Raw genomic sequence first — 21,745 nt, 5'->3', positions numbered from 1 at the left:
GAGCCGGCTTGCTGGCGATCCAGGCGACGCGGTCCATCTGACAGACCGCGTCGCACGGATCGCCAGCAAGCCGGCTCCTACAGAAGCGGGGTTGTTGGTGGTTGTTCAAATAATCACCAATTGCCTTGCACCTCTTCTGTCCCTTCTCTACAATTGCGCCCCTTGCTGTGACGGCAGGCACGCATGTGTCTATCGCAAGCAAGTCCATAAGTGTCATTCACTCCTTGTCTGACCGCTTTTGAGCGGCAGGCTACAACCCGTAAGGAGCATTCATGCGTCATTACGAAATCATCTTTTTGGTCCACCCGGATCAAAGCGAGCAAGTCGGCGGCATGGTTGAGCGTTACACCAAGCTGATCGAAGAAGACGGCGGCAAAATCCACCGTCTGGAAGATTGGGGCCGTCGTCAACTGGCCTACGCAATCAACAATGTTCACAAGGCTCACTACGTGATGCTGAACGTTGAGTGCACTGGCAAGGCCCTGGCCGAGCTGGAAGACAACTTCCGCTACAACGATGCAGTGATCCGTAACCTGGTCATCCGTCGCGAAGAAGCCGTTACCGGCCAATCCGAGATGCTCAAGGCTGAAGAAAACCGCAGTGAGCGCCGTGAGCGTCGCGACCGTCCTGAGCACTCCGACGCCGAAGGCGTTGATGGTGATGACAGCGACAACAGCGATAACGCTGACGAGTAATCCACGGACCTTTTGAGGAGCCTATTACATGGCACGTTTCTTCCGTCGTCGTAAATTCTGCCGCTTCACCGCTGAAGACGTGAAAGAGATCGATTACAAAGATCTCAACACTCTGAAAGCCTACGTATCCGAGACCGGCAAAATCGTTCCAAGCCGCATCACCGGTACCAAAGCTCGTTATCAGCGTCAGCTGGCCACCGCTATCAAGCGCGCCCGCTTCCTGGCCCTGCTGGCCTACACCGACAGCCACGGCCGCTGAGACCGGGCAGTCGACACGTAGCAAAGGATTGAATGCATGCGTGCCATAGCTGAGTTCATCATGCGCGGCCGTATGCAGGCCACTCTCGTAGTGGCTGGATGCGCAACATTGCCGTTGTTGTATTGGTTGGGTGCTGCCGCCGGATGCCTTGTGCTCCTGCGGCGCGGATTGAAGGACGCCCTTGGCGTACTTGCTCTGGGACTGCTGCCGGCGTTGATCTGGTGGCTTTACTCCGATGACCCACGGGCACTTCTGGTGCTGCTGGGGTCTTCGAGCCTTGCGTTGGTTTTGCGCGCAAGCGAGTCCTGGAACCGCGTGCTGCTGGTCAGCATAGCGATGGGAGTGGTGTTTGCAGTGGTGCTGGGGACAGTTTTTGCTCCCCAAATCGAGATGCTGGCGCAGGCCTTGATAAAGGTCATGCCGTCGCTACTCGGTGATGTCTACCAGAAGTTGTCGGTAGACGAGCAAGCGCATTTTGCGTCCCTGATTGCACCGGTCCTGACTGGCCTGATTGCGGCTTTGTTGCAAATCGTCAGTGTGCTGAGCCTGATTGTCGGGCGCTACTGGCAGGCGTTGTTGTACAACCCGGGTGGTTTTGGTCGCGAATTTCGCGCCATCCGATTCCCGCTGGGGCTGGCGATGTTACTGCTGGCGTTCATGCTTCTGGGGCCGAACATCGGCCCGCAGATGGCCATGTTGACGCCGTTGTGCAGTGTACCGCTGGTGTTCGCCGGGCTGGCCCTGATTCACGGGCTGGTGGCGCAAAAGCGACTGGCCAGATTCTGGCTGGTGGGGTTGTACGTCACGCTGTTGCTGTTCATGCAGCTGATCTATCCGTTGCTGGTGGTCCTGGCCATCGTCGACAGCCTGATTGATTTTCGCGGTCGTTCGACGCCGAAAGACGTCGATAGCGCGAACGGTGAAGGTTAAAAGTTAAGAGGATTTTCACATGCAACTGATCCTTCTGGAAAAAGTCACCAACCTGGGCAACCTGGGTGACAAAGTAAACGTTAAGGCTGGTTACGGTCGTAACTACCTGCTGCCTTACGGCAAAGCTACCGCCGCGACCCCAGCCAACCTGGCTGCGTTCGAAGAGCGTCGTGCTGAGCTGGAAAAAGCCGCAGCAGACCGTAAAACTTCGGCTGAAAGCCGTGCCGCCCAACTGGCTGAGCTGGAAGTGACTATCACTGCCACCGCTGGTGACGAAGGCAAGCTGTTCGGTTCGATCGGTACTCACGACATCGCTGATGCACTGACCGCCTCTGGCGTTGAAGTTGCAAAAAGCGAAGTTCGTCTGCCGAACGGCACCATCCGCAACGTAGGCGAATTCGACGTAGCCGTGCACCTGCACGCCGAAGTTGAAGCCACCGTACGCGTTGTCGTGGTAGCAGCTTAAGCAGCACTTGTCGGCTGGCACCCTCGGGTGCTTGCCGGTAACATCGGGCACGATCCTGTTTACAGGTCGTGCCCTTTGTCTTTCTGCAGTTCCTGATTTTCACAACTATTCAAGTGGCCATGAACGATATCTCCGCTCCCGAGCAATACGATCTGCAAACCGCTTCCCTGAAGGTGCCGCCGCATTCCATCGAGGCCGAACAGGCCGTGCTCGGTGGTCTGATGCTGGACAACAACGCCTGGGAGCGCGTGCTTGATCAAGTCTCCGACGGCGATTTCTATCGACATGACCACCGCCTGATTTTCCGCGCGATCGCCAAACTCGCCGACCAGAACTCCCCGATCGACGTCGTGACCCTTGCCGAGCAATTGGACAAGGAAGGTCAGACCTCGCAGGTCGGTGGCCTCGGTTACCTCGGTGAGCTGGCGAAAAACACGCCGTCCGTCGCCAACATCAAGGCGTATGCGCAGATCGTTCGCGCGCGAGCGACGTTGCGGCAGTTGATCGGCATCGCCACCGAGATTGCCGACAGCGCCTTCAACCCGGAAGGTCGCACGGCTGAAGAGATTCTCGACGAAGCCGAGCGGCAGATCTTCCAGATCGCCGAGGCCCGGCCTAAAACCGGCGGCCCGGTGAGCGTGAATGACCTGCTGACCAAGGCCATCGACCGCATCGATACCTTGTTCAACACCGATAACGCCATCACTGGCTTGTCCACCGGTTACACCGACCTCGACGAGAAGACCAGCGGCCTGCAGCCGGCCGACTTGATCATCGTCGCTGGCCGTCCGTCGATGGGTAAAACCACCTTTGCGATGAACCTGGTGGAAAACGCCGTGTTGCGCAGCGACAAGTGCGTACTGGTTTACTCGCTCGAGATGCCAGGCGAATCGCTGATCATGCGTATGTTGTCGTCCCTCGGCCGTATCGACCAGACCAAGGTCCGTGCCGGTCGCCTGGACGACGACGATTGGCCGCGCCTGACATCGGCGGTCAACCTGCTCAACGACCGCAAGCTGTTCATCGACGATACCGCGGGCATCAGCCCGTCGGAAATGCGCGCGCGGACCCGGCGTCTGGTGCGTGAGCACGGCGATGTCGCCCTGATCATGATCGACTACCTGCAATTGATGCAGATTCCGGGTTCCGGTGGTGACAACCGGACCAACGAGATTTCCGAGATCTCGCGTTCCTTGAAGGCCCTGGCCAAGGAATTCAATTGCCCGGTGGTGGCGCTGTCCCAGCTCAACCGCTCCCTGGAGCAACGACCGAACAAACGGCCGATCAACTCCGACCTCCGGGAATCCGGAGCGATCGAGCAGGATGCCGACGTCATCATGTTCGTGTACCGGGATGAGGTTTATCACCCGGAAACCGAACACAAAGGCATCGCCGAAATTATTATCGGCAAGCAGCGGAACGGCCCAATCGGCACGTCGCGACTGGCGTTCATCGGTAAGTACACCCGCTTCGAAAACCTGGCGCCGGGTAGCTACAACTTCGACGACGAGTAAATTATGTAGCGCCTGTCAGGGCCTCATTCGCGGGCAAGCCTCGCTCCTACAGGGGATCACATTCCTCTGTAGGAGCGAGGCTTGCCCGCGAATGAGGTCGCCACCAATTTCCGACCATAACCGTCGGAATTGGTCATTTTTTGTGCTATATTCCGCGCCCGCGATTTTTCATCTCAACACCGGTCATCGTCATGCAAACAGCCAAGCCGTTATTTGACTATCCCAAGTACTGGGCCGAATGCTTCGGTCCAGCGCCATTCCTGCCAATGAGCAGGGAGGAGATGGATCAGCTTGGCTGGGATTCATGCGACATCATCATCGTCACCGGTGATGCCTACGTTGACCATCCGTCGTTCGGCATGGCGATCATCGGCCGGCTGCTGGAGTCCCAGGGCTTCCGCGTCGGGATCATTGCCCAGCCGAACTGGCAGTCCAAAGACGACTTCATGAAGCTCGGCGAGCCGAACCTGTTCTTCGGTGTCGCGGCCGGCAACATGGACTCGATGATCAACCGCTATACCGCCGACAAGAAGATCCGTTCCGACGACGCCTACACCCCCGGTGGCCTGGCGGGCAAACGTCCGGATCGCGCGAGCCTGGTTTACAGCCAGCGCTGCAAGGAAGCCTACAAGAACGTGCCGATCGTGCTCGGCGGTATTGAAGCTTCCCTGCGCCGCATCGCCCACTACGACTACTGGCAGGACCGGGTGCGCAACTCGATCCTGATCGACGCCTGCGCCGATATCCTGCTCTACGGCAACGCCGAGCGTGCGATTGTCGAAGTCGCCCAGCGCCTGTCCTACGGCCACAAGATCGAAGACATCACCGATGTGCGCGGCACTGCGTTCATCCGTCGCGATACGCCGAAGGACTGGTACGAAGTCGACTCCACGCGTATCGACCGTCCGGGCAAGATCGACAAGATCATCAACCCGTACGTGAACACCCAGGACACCCAGGCCTGCGCCATCGAGCAGGAAAAGGGGCCGGTTGAAGACCCGAGCGAAGCCAAGGTCGTGCAGATTCTGGCCAGCCCGAAAATGACCCGCGACAAAACGGTTATCCGTCTGCCGTCGGTCGAGAAGGTCCGTGGCGATGCGGTGCTTTACGCTCACGCCAACCGCGTGCTTCACCTGGAAACCAACCCGGGCAACGCCCGCGCGCTGGTGCAGAAGCACGGCGAAGTCGACGTCTGGTTCAACCCGCCGCCGATTCCGATGACCACCGAAGAAATGGACTACGTGTTCGGCATGCCTTACGCCCGTATTCCGCACCCGGCGTACGGCAAGGAAAAAATCCCTGCCTACGACATGATCCGCTTCTCGGTGAACATCATGCGTGGCTGCTTCGGCGGCTGCACCTTCTGCTCGATCACCGAGCACGAAGGCCGGATCATCCAGAACCGTTCCGAAGAGTCGATCATTCGCGAAATCGAAGAGATCCGCGACAAGGTGCCAGGTTTCACCGGCGTCATTTCCGACCTCGGCGGCCCGACCGCGAACATGTACCGCATCGCCTGCAAGAGCCCGGAAATCGAATCCGCGTGCCGCAAGCCATCGTGCGTGTTCCCAGGCATCTGCCCGAACCTGAACACCGACCACTCGTCGTTGATCCAGCTGTATCGCAGCGCCCGTGCGTTGCCGGGTGTGAAGAAGATTTTGATCGCTTCCGGTCTGCGCTATGACCTTGCGGTCGAGTCGCCGGAATACGTCAAGGAGCTGGTGACCCACCACGTCGGTGGTTACCTGAAGATCGCCCCGGAACACACCGAGGAAGGTCCGCTCAATCAGATGATGAAACCGGGCATCGGCAGCTATGACAAGTTCAAGCGCATGTTCGAGAAGTACTCCAAGGAAGCCGGGAAAGAGCAGTACCTGATTCCGTACTTCATCGCCGCTCACCCGGGCACGACCGACGAAGACATGATGAACCTGGCCCTGTGGCTCAAGGGCAACGGCTTCCGCGCCGACCAGGTGCAGGCGTTCTACCCGTCGCCGATGGCCACTGCCACCGCGATGTACCACTCGGGCAAGAACCCGCTGCGCAAGGTCACTTACAAGAGCGACGCCGTGACCATCGTCAAGAGCGAAGAGCAGCGTCGTCTGCACAAGGCGTTCTTGCGTTACCACGATCCGAAAGGCTGGCCGATGCTGCGTGAAGCGCTGACCCGCATGGGCCGCGCCGACCTGATCGGGCCGGGCAAGAACCAGTTGATCCCGCTGCATCAGCCAGCGAGCGACAGCTATCAGAGCGCCCGTCGCAAGAACTCGACGCCGGCCGGCAGTCACAAGGTCGCGGGTGAGAAGACCACCAAGATCCTGACCCAGCACACCGGTCTGCCACCGCGTGCCAGCGATGGCGGTAACCCGTGGGACAAGCGTGAACAGGCCAAGGCAGCGGCATTCGCCCGCAACCAGCAGGCGGCCAAAGAGCGCAAGGATGCAGCCAAAGGCAAAGGGCCGAAGCCTGCGCGCAAGCCGGTTGTGCCGCGCTAAGCCTCACTTGAGCTGAACAGAACGCCAACCTTCGGGTTGGCGTTTTTGTGTGCGGCAACCAAGCGGGCGTTTTCAGAGTCAGATAATGGGTTGTAGCGACTGGCCTCATCGCGAGCAGGCTCGCTCCCACAGGTTTTTCTTTGGATGCAGAATTTGTGAACGACAGAGATCATTGTGGGAGCGAGCCTGCTCGCGATGAGGCCACTACAGCCGCAGCCAATTCCAGCTGACAGCCCACTGGTCGCCACATTTGCGTGCAACGCCCCCAAACCAATTTCCTGCATCGCCCGATTTTGGTGCTGTACTGCCTCAAGCAACCGGAGAAAGCGCCAGCGCCACTGGATGGCATAAGTCTTGCGCGCTTTCGATAACGCTTAAGGCTCGCAGGAGGCACGCCGTGTCGATTCATGTCGCATTGCACCACGTCACGCATTACCGCTACGACCGCGCTGTCGAGCTCGGTCCGCAGATTGTCCGCCTGCGCCCGGCCGCCCACAGCCGTACGCGGATACTGTCGTATGCGCTGAAAGTCTCGCCCGAGCAGCACTTCATTAACTGGCAGCAAGACCCCCAAGGTAATTACCTGGCGCGTCTGGTGTTCCCGGAGAAAACCGAGGAACTGCGGATCGAGGTCGATCTGCTGGCGGAAATGGCCGTATTCAATCCGTTCGACTTCTTCCTCGAACCCTACGCGGAAAAAATCCCGTTTGCCTACGCCGCGGACGAGCGCAAGGAACTGACGCCGTACCTGGAAACCCTGCCGCTGACGCCGAAATTCAAGGCCTATCTGGACGGCATCGACCGCACGCCGCTGCCCAGCGTCGATTTCCTCGTCGCGCTCAATCAGCGCCTGAGCGAGGACATCGGTTACCTGATCCGCATGGAGCCGGGCGTGCAAACGCCCGAACACACACTCGAACATGCCTCCGGTTCCTGCCGCGACTCGGCGTGGCTGCTGGTGCAGCTGCTGCGCAACCTGGGCCTGGCGGCGCGTTTTGTCTCCGGCTACCTGATTCAACTGACCGCCGACGTCAAAAGCCTCGACGGTCCGTCGGGCACCGAAGTGGATTTCACCGATTTGCACGCCTGGTGCGAGGTCTATTTGCCCGGTGCCGGCTGGATCGGCCTGGACGCGACCTCAGGCCTGTTTGCCGGTGAAGGACACATTCCGTTGGCGTGTAGTCCCGATCCGGGCTCTGCGGCACCGATCAGTGGCCTGGTGGAACCGTGCGAGTGCGAATTCACCCACGAAATGTCCGTTGAACGGATTTGGGAGGCACCGCGCGTCACCAAGCCCTACACCGAAGACCAGTGGCTGGCGATCCAGGCGCTGGGCCGGCAGATTGATGCCGACCTGCTGGAAGGCGACGTACGCCTGACCATGGGCGGCGAGCCGACCTTCGTCTCCATCGACGATCCGGACGGCGCCGAGTGGAACACCGCCGCGCTGGGGCCAGACAAGCGGCGTTTGTCCGCCGAGCTGTTCCAGCGCATGCGCAAACATTACGCACCCAAAGGCCTGGTGCATTTCGGTCAAGGCAAGTGGTACCCCGGCGAGCAACTGCCGCGCTGGTCGCTGAACTGCTACTGGCGCCGCGATGGCGTGCCGATCTGGCACAACAGCGCGCTGATTGCCGATGAGCAGGAAGACTACGGTGCCGATGGCGAACTGGCCGGGCGTTTTCTGGCGAGTGTCGCCGAACGCCTGAAAATTCCGACACGCTTTGTGTTCCCAGCCTACGAAGACAATTTCTATTACCTCTGGCGCGAAGGCACTTTGCCGCTGAATGTCAGCGCCGAAGATTCGCGTCTGGAAGAACCCTTGGAGCGTGCGCGACTGCGCAAAGTCTTCAGTCAGGGACTGGATAAAGTGATCGGCCAGGTGTTGCCATTGGCGCGCACCGCCAAGGGCGATCAGTGGCAAAGCGGTCGCTGGTACCTGCGCGACGAGCACTGCCGGTTGGTGCCGGGCGATTCGCCACTGGGTTATCGCTTGCCGCTGGGCTCGCAGCCGTGGGTGAAAGCCGCCGAGTATCCCTTTATCTACCCCAACGACCCCAATCAGGAATTCCCGACGCTCCCGGATACTCAGCAGTTGAGCCGCCCCGCCGCCGCGGCCGAAGCGGTCGAGCGTGATCTGGAAATCGACGAATCCGCCGATTGGCTGACACGCACCGCGTTCTGCGCCGAGGCGCGGGAGGGGCGGTTGTACTTGTTCATGCCGCCGCTGGAGCGGGTCGAGGATTATCTGGAGCTGGTCACTGCAATCGAGGCCACGGCTGAGGAACTGCATTGTCCGGTGCTGCTGGAAGGCTATGAACCGCCAAGCGATCCGCGCCTGAGCAACTTCCGCATCACCCCGGACCCGGGCGTGATCGAGGTCAACGTGCAGCCGTCCGAGACCTGGGATGAACTGGTCGAGCGCACCGAATTTCTCTACGAAGAGGCGCGCCAGACGCGGCTGACCACTGAAAAATTTATGATCGACGGTCGACACACCGGCACCGGCGGCGGTAACCATTTCGTACTGGGCGGCGCGACACCGGCTGACTCACCGTTCCTGCGCCGTCCCGATTTGCTGCGCAGCCTGATCAGTTACTGGCATAACCACCCGTCGTTGTCCTACCTGTTTTCCGGATTGTTCATCGGCCCGACGTCCCAGGCGCCGCGCGTCGATGAAGCGCGCAACGATGCGTTGTACGAGCTGGAAATCGCTTTCGCCCAGATGCCTCAACCCGGCGAAGAATGCGCGCCGTGGCTGGTCGACCGGCTGCTGCGCAACCTGTTGATAGACGTGACGGGTAACACTCATCGCGCCGAATTCTGCATCGACAAGCTTTATTCGCCCGATGGCGCAACGGGGCGCCTTGGCTTGCTGGAGTTGCGCGCTTTTGAAATGCCGCCTCACGCTCGCATGAGCCTGGCTCAGCAGTTGTTGCTGCGAGCGCTGGTTGCGCGGTTCTGGCGCGAGCCTTACGCGCCGCCGAAACTGGCGCGCTGGGGCACGGAATTGCACGACCGGTTCCTGTTGCCACACTTTATCGAGCAGGATTTCGCTGATGTGATCGTCGACCTCAATGCCGCGGGTTATCCGGTGCGGGCCGAGTGGTTTGCCGCGCATCTGGAGTTTCGCTTTCCCAAGGTCGGCGATTACGCCGTCAGCGGCATCGAACTGGAAGTGCGTCAGGCGCTGGAGCCTTGGCATGTACTGGGCGAGGAGGGCGCGGTCGGCGGCACGGTGCGCTACGTGGATTCATCCCTGGAGCGCTTGCAGGTGAAACTCACCGGCCTGGCACCGCAGCGCTATTTGCTGACCTGCAACGGCGTTCCGGTGCCTTTGCAACCGACCGGTCGGGTTGGCGAGTTCGTCGCAGGCGTGCGCTTTCGTGCCTGGCAGCCGGCCAACTGTCTGCAACCGACGATCCCTGTCCATGCGCCGCTGGTGTTCGACCTGCTCGACACCTGGATGCAGCGTTCGCTGGGGGGGTGTCAGTACCACGTCGCCCATCCGGGCGGGCGCAACTATGACAGCTTGCCGGTGAACGCCAATGAAGCCGAGAGTCGGAGGATGGCGCGTTTCTTCCGCATCGGACACAGCCCGGGGAAACTTCCTATACCAATTCTGGAAATAAACGACGAGCTGCCGATGACTCTCGATTTGCGACGTTTCTAAACCGTACGCGACGCTCGGATTTTTCGTATATCCGGGCGTCATGAGCGTGCGTTAGTCTGACCGTTCCTTGCTGTCTGCCGAGCTTTCCATGCCTGACCTGCTTGACCGCTACCCGCTGACGGCGGGCACTTATCACGAACTGCTCGACGACAGTGGCGCCGTACGCCCGCACTGGCGCCGGTTGTTCGACCAGTTGCAACGCAGCACGCCCGCGCAGCTGGTGCAGCGTCAGGCACTGCTGACCCGGCAGATCCAGGAAAACGGCGTGACCTACAACGTCTATGCCGATCCCAAGGGGGCCGACCGGCCGTGGGAGCTGGACTTGCTGCCGCACGTGATCGCTGCGGACGAATGGGAGCACTTGTCGGCCGGCATCGCCCAGCGGGCTCGCCTGTTGAATGCTGTGCTGGCGGACTTGTACGGCCCGCAGCGGTTGATCGCTGAAGGCTTGTTGCCGGCTGAGCTGGTATTCGGCCACAACAACTTCCTCTGGCCCTGTCAGGGCATCTCGCCGCCCGACGGGGCCTTTCTGCATCTGTATGCCGTGGATCTGGCGCGCACGCCCGACGGTCGCTGGTGGGTGACCGCGGATCGGACCCAGGCACCGTCCGGCGCCGGTTACGCCCTGGAAAACCGCACGATCGTGTCCCGGGCCTTTCCCGAGTTGTACCGTGATTTGAAGGTGCAGCATCTGGCCGGGTTCTTCCGCACGCTTCAGGAAACCCTGGCCCGTCAGGCGCCAAGCGACGATGAAGTGCCATTGGTGGTGCTGCTGACACCGGGGCGTTTTAACGAAAGCTATTTCGAACACCTGTATCTGGCGCGGCAGCTCGGTTATCCGTTGGTGGAGGGCGGCGACCTCACGGTGCGCGATGCCACGGTTTACCTGAAAACCTTGAGCGGCCTGCGCAGGGTCCACGCGATCATGCGTCGGCTCGACGACGACTTCTGCGATCCGCTGGAACTGCGCACCGACTCGGCGCTCGGTGTGCCGGGCCTGCTCGAAGCCGTGCGACAAGGGCGGGTGCTGGTGGCCAACGCGCTGGGCAGCGGCGTGCTGGAATCACCAGGGTTGCTGGGCTTCCTGCCGAAGATCAATCAATTCCTGTTCGGCGAAGAGTTGATCCTGCCCTCTATCGCCACGTGGTGGTGCGGCGAAGCGCCGGTGCTGGCCCAGGCGCTGGAAAAACTGCCGGAATTGCTGATCAAACCTGCGTTCCCCTCGCAGAGCTTCGCGCCGGTGTTTGGCCGCGATTTGAGTGAAAAACAGCGTCAGGCGCTTTCCGAGCGCATGCAGGCACGACCTTATGCCTATGTGGCGCAAGAACTTGCGCAATTGTCCCAGGCGCCGATCTGGCAGGCCGAGGGCGGTCAGTTGCAACCTCGGGCCATCGGCATGCGCGTGTACGCAGTGGCGAGTCGCGACGGGTATAGGGTTCTGCCTGGCGGTTTGACCCGGGTGGCCGCCGAGGCCGACGCTGAAGTGGTGTCGATGCAACGCGGCGGCGCGAGCAAGGACACATGGGTGCTGGGGGACCGGCCACCCAGCGGCGAACAATGGAAAGCCCAGCGCAACATTGGCGTGCACGATCTGGTGCGACGCGATCCGTATTTGCCGTCGCGGGTGGTGGAAAACCTGTTCTGGTTCGGCCGTTACTGCGAGCGCTGCGATGACAGTGCGCGGTTGCTGCGGATCATGCTGGCGCGCTACGTCGATGGCGATGACCCGCAAGCGCTGGAGGCCGCGGTCGATCTGGGTGAGCGGTTGATGTTGCTGCCCGAAGAAGGCGAGCTGCCTGAACGGTTGTTGGCGGCGCTGCTCGGTGACGACTGGCCGTTCAGCCTGCGTTCCAACCTGCAACGCTTGCAGTGGGCGGCGTCGCAAGTGCGCGGAAAGCTCTCGCGGGAAAACTGGCAGGCGCTGGTGGAGTTGCAGCGTGAGGCCGTCGAACTGGAAACCGAAGAACCGGATTTCGGCGAGTTGCTGGATTTCCTCAACCGTCTGGTGATGTCGCTGGCGGCACTGTCGGGTTTTGCACTGGACGACATGACCCGGGACGAAGGCTGGCGCTTCCTGATGATCGGTCGACGGATCGAGCGCCTGCAATTTCTCAGCGGCAGCCTTGCGGCGTTTCTGCGCGGTAGCGGCGCCTTTGATCAGGCCGGGCTGGAGTGGCTGCTGGAGCTGGGTAACAGCAGCATCACCTACCGCTCGCGGTATCTGGCGGTGGCGCAATTGATTCCGGTGCTGGACCTGTTGCTGCTCGACGAACAAAACCCGCACGCGGTGCTGTTCCAGTTGAAGCTGGTGACCCGCACCCTCAAACGTTTGAACGATGATTTTGCTGTGCCGCGCGAAGCCGGTCTGCCGTTTCTGGTGGAGCGTCTGGCGCGCTTTGATCTTGGGTGTCTGGAGAATTCGCTGTTCGGTGAAGCCAGCGTACGCGCCGCCATCAATGGCCTGGCCGACCTGCTGCAAGAGATCGCCGATGCGAGCGGGCAGGTGTCGGATCGTTTGGCATTGCGCCATTTTGCCCACGTCGATGATGTCAGCCAACGCACGGTGTCCGTCTGATGAGCGCTCATTACCAGATTTTCCATGACACCCATTATCACTACGACAGCCCGGTGTCCCTCGCTCAGCAGTTGGCGCATCTGTGGCCGCGCTCGTGCGCCTGGCAGCGTTGCACTGCGCAACAATTGCAGATCAGCCCCGACCCGACGGCGCGCCGCGACGAACTGGATGTGTTCGGCAACCCACTGACCCGGCTGGCGTTTGAGCGACCTCACGATGAGTTACTGGTCAACGCCAGTCTTACCGTCGAAGTGCTGGCCCGGCCAACGCTGGATTTCACTCAATCGCCGGCCTGGGAAGAAACCCGCAACGCACTGACCTACAGCAGCCAGCCGCTTTCGTCCGACGTGCTCGAAGCGTGTCGTTACCGGTTCGAATCGCCCTATGTGCATTTGAAGCGCAACTTCGTCGAATTCTCGGAAAGTTGTTTTCCTGCGGGGCGGCCGCTGTTGCTCGGCGTCCAGGCGTTGATGGAAAAAATCTTCAGCGAATTCACCTTCGACGCCGAAGCCACTCAAGTGGCAACGCCTCTGGTGGAAGTGCTGGAGCGCCGTCGCGGGGTGTGCCAGGACTTCGCTCACCTGATGCTCGCGTGCGTGCGTTCCCGTGGGTTGGCGGCGCGTTACATCAGCGGCTACCTGCTGACTCAGCCGCCACCGGGCCAGCCACGGCTGATCGGTGCCGATGCATCACACGCCTGGGTTTCAGTGTTTTGCCCGGTGTTGGGTTGGGTGGATTTCGATCCGACCAACAATGTGCAACCGGCACTCGAACACATCACCCTGGCCTGGGGCCGGGATTTCTCCGATGTATCGCCGTTGCGCGGGGTGATTCTGGGAGGCGGTAATCACGATCCGGAAGTCCGGGTCACCGTGATGCCACTGGAGTAACAAAGATCCACCCTGTAGGAGCGAGCTTGCTCGCGATGGACGTCAACGATGACGCGTCCTGTCTGGAAAAACGCGCGGTCTTCGATATCTTCGCGAGCAAGCTCGCTCCTACACGGGACACAGATCCGGTGGGCCTGATCAGATCATCGGGCCCTGAGGGTCTCAGGCGTCGGGCGCCTGATCTTTTGGTGCTTCAACATCACTTTCTGCGGTCACTTCACCGTCTGCTTCCGGGTTCAGTGCGGCGGCGTCTTCTTCAGCTGAAGCTTTCTTGCGCTGAAGCTTTTCCTCTTTCTTCTGCTCCTTGGCCAAGTCTCTCTGACGTTTGGCGAAGGAATAATTAGGTTTAGCCATGGGCGATCCTCTGGGGTCGAAGGTGAGGTTGAGCGGCGCATATTCTGCCTTGTATCGGTGCCTAGCCGTTAGCTGGGTTTTTGCTCGGCCCATTTTGGCAGTACCGAGGGCTGCCAGGCGTCCAGTGCATCGAGCAGGGTGTGCGGCGATTCGCTCACTTGCAGCATGTCACGGTGTGCTTCGCGAACGAAGCCTTCGCCGACGATATGATCAAGAAAACCGGTCAACTTGCTGTAGAAACCGTTCACTTCCAGCAGTCCCAGCGGTTTGCCGTGGTAGCCGAGCTGGCCCCAGGTCCAGACTTCGAACAGTTCTTCCAGAGTGCCCAGGCCACCGGGCAGCGCGATAAAGGCGTCGCTGAGCTCGGCCATCCGTGCCTTGCGCGCATGCATGCCGTCGACCACTTCCAGGCGCGTGAGGCCGCTGTGACCGATTTCCTTGTCTTTGAGGCTTTGCGGGATGATCCCGATCACTTCACCGCCGGCCGCCAGTGCAGCATCGGCGACGATCCCCATCAGCCCGACGGCACCGCCGCCATAGACCAGGGTCAGCTTGCGCTCGGCCAATGCTCGCCCGAGGGCGACAGCGGCTTCACGATAAGCCGGGTTGGTGCCGGTGCTGGCACCGCAAAATACACAAACGGACGCTAAAGACATGCCTTACTCCATGGTCAGGATGGCCACAGAGTAAAGGCAGAGGCGCTATGCTCCAAGGTCTAAACTTCACGCCGGGACGTTTCACAGGTGCCACTGGCGCCACAGGCGTAAGCGGCGAGCAAACTGCACAACAGGCTATTGATTGACATGACAGACGCTCCGTATAAGTGATGACGACCTGATGATAGGGCCGCCCTAGACGTCTGGCTGGTAGATTGTTTCGATAGGTGTCATAGCCCGAAAGTTGTATACAATTTTTGATTCAGGTCATAGGAACTTGCGAAGTTTTCAGGCAGTCTTCTGTCCATTCGCACTTTTGTTAACCCTGCCTTGGAGATTCACCATGTTTGCCAAACTTGTTGCGGTATCCCTGCTGACACTGGCCAGCAGTCAATTGATGGCTGCCGAGTGCAAGACGACCATCGATTCCACCGACCAAATGGCCTTCAACACCAAGGCCATCGAAATCGACAAAAGCTGCAAGACCTTCACCGTTGAACTGACCCACTCCGGCAACCTGCCGAAAAACGTCATGGGCCACAACTGGGTGCTGAGCAAAGAAGCGGACATGCAGCCGATCGCTACCGATGGCCTGTCTGCCGGCATCGACAAGAACTACCTGAAAGAAGGTGATGCGCGCATTATCGCTCACACCAAAATCATCGGCTCCAAGGAAACCGACTCGGTGACCTTCGATGTGTCCAAGCTTGATGCTGCCGAGAAATACGGCTTCTTCTGCTCGTTCCCGGGCCACATTTCGATGATGAAAGGCACGGTTACGCTGAAATAAGCGAATCGCGGGCATAAAAAAAGCGTCCACTTGGGACGCTTTTTTTGTGCCCGGCGTTTGACCGAGTCATCGTTCATCGCTAGCAGGCTAGCTCCCACAGGTACTGCGCTGTCCTTGTGGGAGCTAGCCTGCTAGCGATGACGTCGGTCCAGACGCCGCCTTATTTATGGTGCAAACGGCATCACCCGCTTGTGATGGGTCTTCCTGTACGTATCGCAAATGATCTTGAACGCTTCCTCACGCACCGGCTGCCCATGCAGGAACGCATCGATCTCGGCATACGTCACGCCATGGGACGCTTCGTCCGGTTTGCCCGGCGACAGGTCTTCAAGGTCCGCCGTCGGGACTTTTTCCACCAGCGATTCCGGCGCACCGAAACTGCGGGCAATTGCCCGGACCTGATTTTTTACCAGGCCGCTCAACGGGGCCAGGTCGCAGGCGCCGTCGCCGAATTTGGTGAAGAAACCCATCACCGCTTCCGCCGCATGATCGGTGCCGATCACCAGGCCATGGGCCGCGCCGGCGATGGTGTACTGGGCGACCATGCGCATCCGCGCCTTGGTGTTGCCGAGGACGAAATCCACCGAGACCGCGTGCTTGCCTTCGAACGCTGCCACTTCATTGGCCAGGGATTTGACCGCCGGGCCGATGTTCACGGTGTGGCGCTCGTCTGGCTTGATGAAATCCACCGAGGCCTGGGCGTCGTGTTCATCGAACTGGGTTTCGTACGGCAGGCGCACGGCGATGAACTTGTAGTTGTCATCACCGGTGCGGGTGCGCAGTTCACACATGGCGCGCTGGGCCAGCAGGCCGGCGGTCAGGGAATCGACGCCGCCGCTGATCCCGAGCACCAGAGTCTTGAGCCCGGAATTGACCAGGCAATCCTGGATGAAACTGATGCGCCGCGCGATTTCAGCCTCGAGGGCGGCCTCGTCGGCGAATGGCGGTTGAACCTTGAGCTGCTCAGCAATCTCACGCTGTACGGCTTGCATGAATTCACTCCTTGCTTGGTGTGCTGGAAAGGGCGGCAGGAACTTTGAAAACGTGTCGCAAATAGGCAACGAAATTCGGGTCTTTACAGTGAGTCTTGCCAGGCTCGTCGGAGATCTTTGCCACCGGCTGGCCGTTGCAGGCCGCCATTTTAAGCACGATGCTCATCGGTTCGACACCCGGAATATCGCACGTCAGGTTGGTACCGATGCCGAAGCTGACATTGATCCGACCGCGCAATGCGCGAAATATTTCCAGCGCCTTGGGCAGCGTCAGGCTGTCGGAGAACGTCAGCGTCTTGCTCATCGGGTCGATACCCAGCTTTTGATAGTGGGCGATCGCCTTTTCCGCCCAGATCACCGGATTTCCGGAGTCATGTCGCAGACCGTCAAAAAGCTTGGCGAAGAACAGGTCGAAGTCGTTGAGGAAGGCATCCATGGTGATGCAGTCCGTCAAGGCAATCCCCAGCAGGCCGCGGTACTCGCGGACCCAGCAATCGAGGGCGGCGGCCTGGCTGTCGATCAGCCGCGGGCCCAGTTGCTGGTGGGCCATGATCCACTCGTGGGCCATGGTGCCCAGCGGTTTCATGTCCAGCTCTCGCGAAAGGTGCACGTTGCTGGTGCCGACGAAGCGCCCGGGGAAATCGTGCTTGAGCACGTTCACCACTTCTTCCTGCACACGGTAAGAGAAGCGACGGCGAGTACCGAAATCGGCTACTTGCAATTCGGACAATTCGTCGCTGCCGGCATTCGCGGTCAGCCAGTCGAACTTGCGATAGAGCTGCTCACGCGCTTGCACCAGCACGATCTCCCGGTAGCGATAGCGGTTGCGCACTTCGCTGACGATGGACAGCAGCGGCACTTCGAACAGGATCACATGCAGCCACGGTCCGCGCAGGCGGATGAACAGTTCGCCGTTTTCGATGCCGGTGTGGACGTAGCGCAAATTGAAGCGGAACAACCCGAGAAAACGCAGGAAATCCGGCTTCATGAAGCTGATGCGCTCCATGAAACTCAACTGGTCGGCGCTCAGGCTCAGCTCGGCCAAGCGCTCGATCTGAAAGCGGATTTCCGCCAGGTACGGGCGCAAATCCTCACTGTTACGGCAACGAAACTCCCATTCGACTTCCACGTTCGGGTAGTTGTGCAGCACCGCCTGCATCATCGTCAGTTTGTAGAAGTCGGTGTCGAGCAGGTTCTGCACGATGCGATCGGCAAACACACTCTCGCTCATAACGGGGTTCTCCAGGCTGGCCGCGGCCCGTGGCGGCGACGTTGCAGCTGTTTCAATGATGGAGGCTAGTGGCGCATATCAGCGCGGGGTATTGCCAGTGTTTTTTTGTGAGGGTTGTGCCTCTGCCGATGGCCTCTTCGCCGGCAAGCCCGGCTCCTACAGGATCTTTGTCTGGCTCGAAACCTGTAGGAGCACGGCTTGCCGGCGAAGGCGTCCTCAAGGCATTACAGGGCTGTCGATCTGCTCCAGCATCCACTTCACAAAATCCCGCACCTTCGGCACTTCCGCCGAATGCTCCGGGTACGCCAGGTAATAGGCGTCGGAACTGGGCATTGCATGCTGCCAGGGAATGACCAGTTTGCCGTCGGCCAATTCCTCTTCCACCAGAAACCGCGGCAACAACGCCACGCCACAGCCGACCTGTGCGGCGCGAATGCACATATAAAAGGTCTCAAAGCGCGGGCCGTGATAGCTGTGTTCGGTGTGGTAACCCTGGCTGTCGAACCAGTCGTGCCAGGCCTGCGGCCGGGAGGCGTTTTGCAGCAGGACCAGGTCGGTAAGTTGCGTCGGATCGGTGAACGGCGTGGCCGGCAGGCTACTCGGTGCACATACCGGAACAAGCTCTTCGCCGAACAGCTTCAGGCATTCGGTGCGGGGCCGTGAGCCCTGGCCGAAATAGAACGCCAGATCGCTGCGACCTTGCAGCAGGTCATCGGCTTCCTGCTCGCTGCACAGGTCCAGATGAATCGACGGATGGCGCAGTCGCCAGCCCTTCAAGCGGGGGACCAGCCAGCGGGCGCCGAACGTCGGAGGCGTCGAGACGCGCAGGACTTCGGTCTCACCGCCGTAGGAGCGCAGGTAATGGGTCGACATCTCGACTTGCGTGAGGATTTTTCGTACCTCAACCAGATACAAATCACCGGCCGGGGTCATTTGCAGGCGTCGGCGTACTCGACGAAACAACAGGTGCTGCAACAATTCTTCGAGTTGCGCGACCTGTTTGCTGACGGCGCTCTGGGTCAGGTTCAGCTCTTCGGCGGCCCGCGTGAAGCTCAAATGCCGGGTCACGGCCTCGAAACACTGCAGCGCGGTGATCGACGGCAGGTAGCGTTTATTCAGCATGGGTTGTCCTTTTTTCTTGTTTCTTGCTGACCAGCAATTCGCAGCATGAATAAACGGAATGATATCTCTCTTAAAGGTCGTTTGTTGGGTAACCTCCGGCGAGCTAAAACTACAGGTCTGATCAGCCGTGATATTCCGGCTGCACGTTTTCTGTTTTAGCTCGAGGAGTGACCCATGGTTGCCGCATTGCTTGATCGTCTTGGTGTGAACCCGGCCCTGTACCAGAACGGCAAAGTGCCGGTGCATTCGCCGATCGATGGCAGCAAGATCGCCTCTGTGAACTGGGAAGGCGCCGCTGAAGTCGAGCAGCACATCAGTCGCGCAGATCATGCGTTCGAATTGTGGCGCAAGGTCCCGGCCCCGCGCCGTGGCGAATTGGTGCGTCAACTGGGCGACATCCTGCGCGAATACAAGGCCGACCTCGGCGAGCTGGTGTCCTGGGAAGCGGGCAAGATTACTCAGGAAGGCCTGGGTGAAGTTCAGGAGATGATCGACATCTGCGACTTCGCCGTCGGCCTGTCCCGTCAACTGTACGGCTTGACCATCGCCTCCGAGCGTCCAGGCCACCACATGCGCGAAACCTGGCACCCGCTGGGCGTCGTGGGCGTGATCAGTGCGTTCAACTTCCCGGTCGCGGTCTGGGCCTGGAACACCACACTGGCGCTGGTCTGCGGCAATCCGGTGATCTGGAAACCGTCGGAGAAAACCCCGTTGACCGCACTGGCCTGCCAGGCGCTGTTCGACCGCGTACTGAAAAACTTCAGCGACGCACCTGCGCACCTGAGCCAGGTGATCATTGGTGGTCGCGATGCCGGCGAAGCACTGGTCGATGACCCGCGTGTCGCGCTGATCAGCGCCACTGGCAGCACCCGCATGGGCCGCGAAGTGGCACCGAAAATCGCCGCACGTTTCGCCCGCAGCATTCTCGAACTGGGTGGTAACAACGCCATGATCCTCGGCCCAAGCGCAGACCTGGACATGGCCGTTCGCGCCATCCTGTTCAGCGCCGTCGGCACTGCCGGTCAGCGTTGCACCACGTTGCGTCGCCTGATCGCTCACGAATCGGTAAAAGAAGAAATCGTCACCCGCCTGAAAGCCGCGTACTCGAAAGTGCGTATCGGCAACCCGCTGGAAGGCAACCTGATCGGTCCGCTGATCGACAAGCACAGCTTCGACAACATGCAGGATGCGCTGGAGCAGGCCCTGAGCGAGGGCGGCCGGGTCTTCGGTGGCAAGCGTCAGCTGGAAGACAAATACCCGAACGCTTACTACGTCTCGCCGGCCATTGTTGAAATGCCGGAGCAGAGCGACGTGGTCTGCCACGAAACCTTCGCGCCGATTCTTTATGTGATCGGCTACAAAGACTTCGACGAAGCCCTGCGTTTGAACAACGCCGTGCCACAAGGCCTGTCTTCGTGCATCTTCACCACTGACGTGCGTGAAGCCGAGCAATTCATGTCGGCAGTGGGCAGCGACTGCGGCATCGCCAACGTCAACATCGGCCCGAGCGGCGCGGAAATCGGCGGCGCGTTTGGTGGCGAGAAAGAAACCGGCGGTGGTCGTGAGTCGGGCTCCGATGCCTGGCGCGGGTACATGCGCCGCCAGACCAACACCGTGAACTACTCGCTGGAGTTGCCGTTGGCGCAGGGCATTACGTTCGACTGATGGGCCCCTTCGCGGGCAAGCCTCGCTCCTACACAGGATCACTCAACACCTGTAGGAGCGAGCGGGCGGCGATCCGACTTGCCCGCGAAGCTTTTGCTTTGTTGTTTGTTAGGTTTCTGTTGGAGTCTGGCAATGCCGTTACGCGAAGAGTGTCTGTGGGAAAAACTGACGCCGCAAAGGCCCGACAATGCTGCGCTCAAGGGCGAAGTAACGGTCGATGTCTGCGTCATCGGTGCCGGGTTCACCGGTCTGTCGGCGGCGGTGCATCTGCTGGAACAAGGCAAGACGGTGTGTGTGCTGGAAGCTCATCGTGCCGGTCATGGCGGTTCTGGACGCAACGTCGGGCTGGTCAACGCCGGCATGTGGATTCCACCGGACGAGATCGAAGCCGGGTTCGGCGAAGCGGTGGGCAGTCAGCTCAATCGCATGCTGGGTGCCGCGCCGTCCCTGGTGTTCAGCCTGGTCGACAAATACAACATCGATTGCCAGTTACGCCGCGAAGGCACGTTGCACATGGCGCACAACGCCCGTGGCGAAGCGGATTTGCGCAGTCGTGAAGAACAATGGAAACGTCGCGGTGCCCCGGTGGAACTGCTGACCGGTCAAGCCTGCGAACAAGCAACCGGCACCAAAAAGATCGCCGCCGCGTTGCTCGACAAGCGTGCCGGCACGATCAACCCGATGGCTTACACCACGGGGCTGGCCAAGGCAGCCATCGGCCTTGGCGGTCGGCTGTTCGATCATTCTCCCGTGACCAGGCTCGAACGTCAGGGCCAGCGCTGGTCGGTGCAAACGGCGCAGGGTTCGGTGCTTGCCGAGCAAGTCGTGATTGCGTCCAACGCTTACACCGAAGGTGACTGGACGGAACTGCGGCGCAATTTCTTCCCCGGTTATTACTATCAAGTGGCCTCGGTGCCGCTGACTGACGACGCCGCGCAGCAAATCCTCCCGGGTGGCCAGGGTTCGTGGGACACCCGGCAGGTGCTCAGTAGTATTCGTCGCGACAAAGACGGTCGCCTGTTACTCGGCAGTCTGGGTAATGGCAATCAAAAGCCGACCTGGTTCCTCAAGGCTTGGGCCGACCGGGTTCAGCAGCACTATTTTCCGTACCTCAAACAGGTGGAATGGGAGTGCACCTGGACCGGTTGCATCGCGTTTACGCCCGATCATTTGATGCGCCTGTTCGAACCAGCGCCCGGTTTAGTGGCAGTCACCGGTTACAACGGTCGGGGCGTGACCACGGGGACGGTGGTCGGCAAAGCCTTTGCCGATTATTTATGTAACGGAAATCCTCAGGCGCTGCCGATTCCCTTCGCACCCATGCAGCCACTGGCGGGGGTGGGGCTGCGTAGCTGTCTATATGAAGCGGGGTTTTCGCTGTATCACGCGGGCCAGTGCCTGCGGATCGTGATTTGATTGTTGAAATTTGTTGCTGGAA

The 21,745-nt window shown here is 60.2% G+C and carries 17 protein-coding genes; 12 read left to right on the top strand and 5 right to left on the bottom strand.

Annotated features, from left to right (window positions below; all coding sequences use genetic code 11):
* Positions 1-272: 272 nt before the first annotated feature.
* The 9 genes from rpsF to KGA82_RS18355 all read left to right on the top strand — a co-directional run bounded on the left by rpsF (position 273) and on the right by KGA82_RS18355 (position 13,497).
* A complete protein-coding gene (gene rpsF / locus KGA82_RS18395; RefSeq protein WP_008035342.1) occupies positions 273-695 on the top strand; it encodes a 30S ribosomal protein S6 in 423 nt (140 codons plus the stop codon).
* Between the two features lie 28 nt (positions 696-723).
* Complete coding sequence (gene rpsR / locus KGA82_RS18390) at positions 724-954, top strand: 30S ribosomal protein S18 (RefSeq protein ID WP_002551829.1); 231 nt, start codon at positions 724-726, stop codon at positions 952-954.
* Between the two features lie 36 nt (positions 955-990).
* Positions 991-1,884 carry a hypothetical protein gene (locus KGA82_RS18385; RefSeq protein WP_008035345.1) on the top strand — a complete coding sequence of 298 codons (894 nt, stop codon included), beginning with the start codon at positions 991-993 and terminating at the stop codon, positions 1,882-1,884.
* Between the two features lie 19 nt (positions 1,885-1,903).
* Positions 1,904-2,350 carry a 50S ribosomal protein L9 gene (gene rplI / locus KGA82_RS18380; RefSeq protein ID WP_008035347.1) on the top strand — a complete coding sequence of 149 codons (447 nt, stop codon included), beginning with the start codon at positions 1,904-1,906 and terminating at the stop codon, positions 2,348-2,350.
* Positions 2,351-2,469: 119 nt separating this feature from the next.
* A complete protein-coding gene (gene dnaB, locus KGA82_RS18375) occupies positions 2,470-3,864 on the top strand; it encodes a replicative DNA helicase (RefSeq protein ID WP_008035349.1) in 1,395 nt (464 codons plus the stop codon).
* A 191-nt stretch (positions 3,865-4,055) separates the two neighbouring features.
* Positions 4,056-6,359, top strand: a complete 2,304-nt coding sequence (locus KGA82_RS18370; RefSeq protein ID WP_192226931.1) for a YgiQ family radical SAM protein — start codon at positions 4,056-4,058, stop codon at positions 6,357-6,359.
* A gap of 397 nt (positions 6,360-6,756) precedes the next feature.
* The gene (locus tag KGA82_RS18365; RefSeq protein ID WP_223451719.1) at positions 6,757-10,032 is read left to right on the top strand and encodes a DUF2126 domain-containing protein; all 3,276 of its coding nucleotides are present in this window, start codon (positions 6,757-6,759) and stop codon (positions 10,030-10,032) included.
* Positions 10,033-10,120: 88 nt separating this feature from the next.
* Positions 10,121-12,607: a circularly permuted type 2 ATP-grasp protein gene (locus tag KGA82_RS18360; protein ID WP_223451717.1), complete on the top strand. Its 2,487-nt coding sequence runs from the start codon at positions 10,121-10,123 to the stop codon at positions 12,605-12,607.
* A complete protein-coding gene (locus KGA82_RS18355) occupies positions 12,607-13,497 on the top strand; it encodes a transglutaminase N-terminal domain-containing protein (protein ID WP_223451715.1) in 891 nt (296 codons plus the stop codon). The genes KGA82_RS18360 and KGA82_RS18355 overlap by 1 nt, the downstream gene beginning before the upstream one ends.
* Positions 13,498-13,659: 162 nt before the next feature.
* On the opposite strand, the gene KGA82_RS18350 is transcribed toward KGA82_RS18355, so the two are convergent.
* Both KGA82_RS18350 and KGA82_RS18345 read right to left on the bottom strand, forming a co-directional pair.
* Positions 13,660-13,851 (bottom strand): hypothetical protein, encoded by a 192-nt coding sequence (locus tag KGA82_RS18350; protein WP_008035362.1) that lies wholly within the window; start codon positions 13,849-13,851, stop codon positions 13,660-13,662.
* Between the two features lie 68 nt (positions 13,852-13,919).
* Complete coding sequence (locus KGA82_RS18345) at positions 13,920-14,507, bottom strand: TIGR00730 family Rossman fold protein (protein ID WP_008035363.1); 588 nt, start codon at positions 14,505-14,507, stop codon at positions 13,920-13,922.
* 343 nt (positions 14,508-14,850) lie between these two features.
* Between KGA82_RS18345 and azu the strand changes: the two genes are divergently transcribed.
* Positions 14,851-15,297: an azurin gene (gene azu, locus KGA82_RS18340; RefSeq protein WP_008035372.1), complete on the top strand. Its 447-nt coding sequence runs from the start codon at positions 14,851-14,853 to the stop codon at positions 15,295-15,297.
* Between the two features lie 164 nt (positions 15,298-15,461).
* Here azu and nadE read toward each other — a convergent pair whose 3' ends face one another.
* The 3 genes from nadE to KGA82_RS18325 form a co-directional block, all read right to left on the bottom strand.
* The gene (nadE, locus tag KGA82_RS18335; protein WP_008043144.1) at positions 15,462-16,289 is read right to left on the bottom strand and encodes an ammonia-dependent NAD(+) synthetase; all 828 of its coding nucleotides are present in this window, start codon (positions 16,287-16,289) and stop codon (positions 15,462-15,464) included.
* 4 nt (positions 16,290-16,293) lie between these two features.
* Entirely contained in the window at positions 16,294-17,520 is a 1,227-nt protein-coding gene (pncB, locus tag KGA82_RS18330; protein WP_223451713.1) for a nicotinate phosphoribosyltransferase, read from the bottom strand.
* 216 nt (positions 17,521-17,736) lie between these two features.
* Entirely contained in the window at positions 17,737-18,642 is a 906-nt protein-coding gene (locus KGA82_RS18325) for a LysR family transcriptional regulator (RefSeq protein ID WP_008043152.1), read from the bottom strand.
* Between the two features lie 174 nt (positions 18,643-18,816).
* Between KGA82_RS18325 and KGA82_RS18320 the strand changes: the two genes are divergently transcribed.
* Together KGA82_RS18320 and KGA82_RS18315 are read left to right on the top strand one after the other, a co-directional pair.
* Positions 18,817-20,307 carry an aldehyde dehydrogenase family protein gene (locus tag KGA82_RS18320; RefSeq protein WP_008043154.1) on the top strand — a complete coding sequence of 497 codons (1,491 nt, stop codon included), beginning with the start codon at positions 18,817-18,819 and terminating at the stop codon, positions 20,305-20,307.
* A gap of 132 nt (positions 20,308-20,439) precedes the next feature.
* Complete coding sequence (locus KGA82_RS18315) at positions 20,440-21,723, top strand: NAD(P)/FAD-dependent oxidoreductase (RefSeq protein WP_008035381.1); 1,284 nt, start codon at positions 20,440-20,442, stop codon at positions 21,721-21,723.
* The last annotated feature ends 22 nt before the right edge of the window (positions 21,724-21,745 follow it).

The organism is Pseudomonas sp. BF-RE-22, assembly GCF_019956155.1.
Taxonomy (GTDB): Bacteria; Pseudomonadota; Gammaproteobacteria; order Pseudomonadales; family Pseudomonadaceae; genus Aquipseudomonas; species Aquipseudomonas migulae.
Note: the sequence above shows the minus strand (reverse complement) of the source record. Positions and strands in the feature narration are given on the sequence as shown.

Bases quoted from the DNA above. Each gene is read 5' to 3' on its own strand.
- rpsF (WP_008035342.1), top strand. From the start codon at position 273: ATGCGTCATTACGAAATCATCTTTTTGGTCCACCCGGATCAAAGCGAG.
- KGA82_RS18315 (WP_008035381.1), top strand. From the start codon at position 20,440: ATGCCGTTACGCGAAGAGTGTCTGTGGGAAAAACTGACGCCGCAAAGG.
- rplI (WP_008035347.1), top strand. From the start codon at position 1,904: ATGCAACTGATCCTTCTGGAAAAAGTCACCAACCTGGGCAACCTGGGT.
- KGA82_RS18355 (WP_223451715.1), top strand. From the start codon at position 12,607: ATGAGCGCTCATTACCAGATTTTCCATGACACCCATTATCACTACGAC.
- KGA82_RS18350 (WP_008035362.1), bottom strand. From the start codon at position 13,851: ATGGCTAAACCTAATTATTCCTTCGCCAAACGTCAGAGAGACTTGGCC.
- KGA82_RS18370 (WP_192226931.1), top strand. From the start codon at position 4,056: ATGCAAACAGCCAAGCCGTTATTTGACTATCCCAAGTACTGGGCCGAA.
- azu (WP_008035372.1), top strand. From the start codon at position 14,851: ATGTTTGCCAAACTTGTTGCGGTATCCCTGCTGACACTGGCCAGCAGT.
- dnaB (WP_008035349.1), top strand. From the start codon at position 2,470: ATGAACGATATCTCCGCTCCCGAGCAATACGATCTGCAAACCGCTTCC.
- KGA82_RS18345 (WP_008035363.1), bottom strand. From the start codon at position 14,507: ATGTCTTTAGCGTCCGTTTGTGTATTTTGCGGTGCCAGCACCGGCACC.
- rpsR (WP_002551829.1), top strand. From the start codon at position 724: ATGGCACGTTTCTTCCGTCGTCGTAAATTCTGCCGCTTCACCGCTGAA.
- pncB (WP_223451713.1), bottom strand. From the start codon at position 17,520: ATGAGCGAGAGTGTGTTTGCCGATCGCATCGTGCAGAACCTGCTCGAC.
- KGA82_RS18385 (WP_008035345.1), top strand. From the start codon at position 991: ATGCGTGCCATAGCTGAGTTCATCATGCGCGGCCGTATGCAGGCCACT.
- KGA82_RS18325 (WP_008043152.1), bottom strand. From the start codon at position 18,642: ATGCTGAATAAACGCTACCTGCCGTCGATCACCGCGCTGCAGTGTTTC.
- KGA82_RS18320 (WP_008043154.1), top strand. From the start codon at position 18,817: ATGGTTGCCGCATTGCTTGATCGTCTTGGTGTGAACCCGGCCCTGTAC.
- KGA82_RS18360 (WP_223451717.1), top strand. From the start codon at position 10,121: ATGCCTGACCTGCTTGACCGCTACCCGCTGACGGCGGGCACTTATCAC.
- nadE (WP_008043144.1), bottom strand. From the start codon at position 16,289: ATGCAAGCCGTACAGCGTGAGATTGCTGAGCAGCTCAAGGTTCAACCG.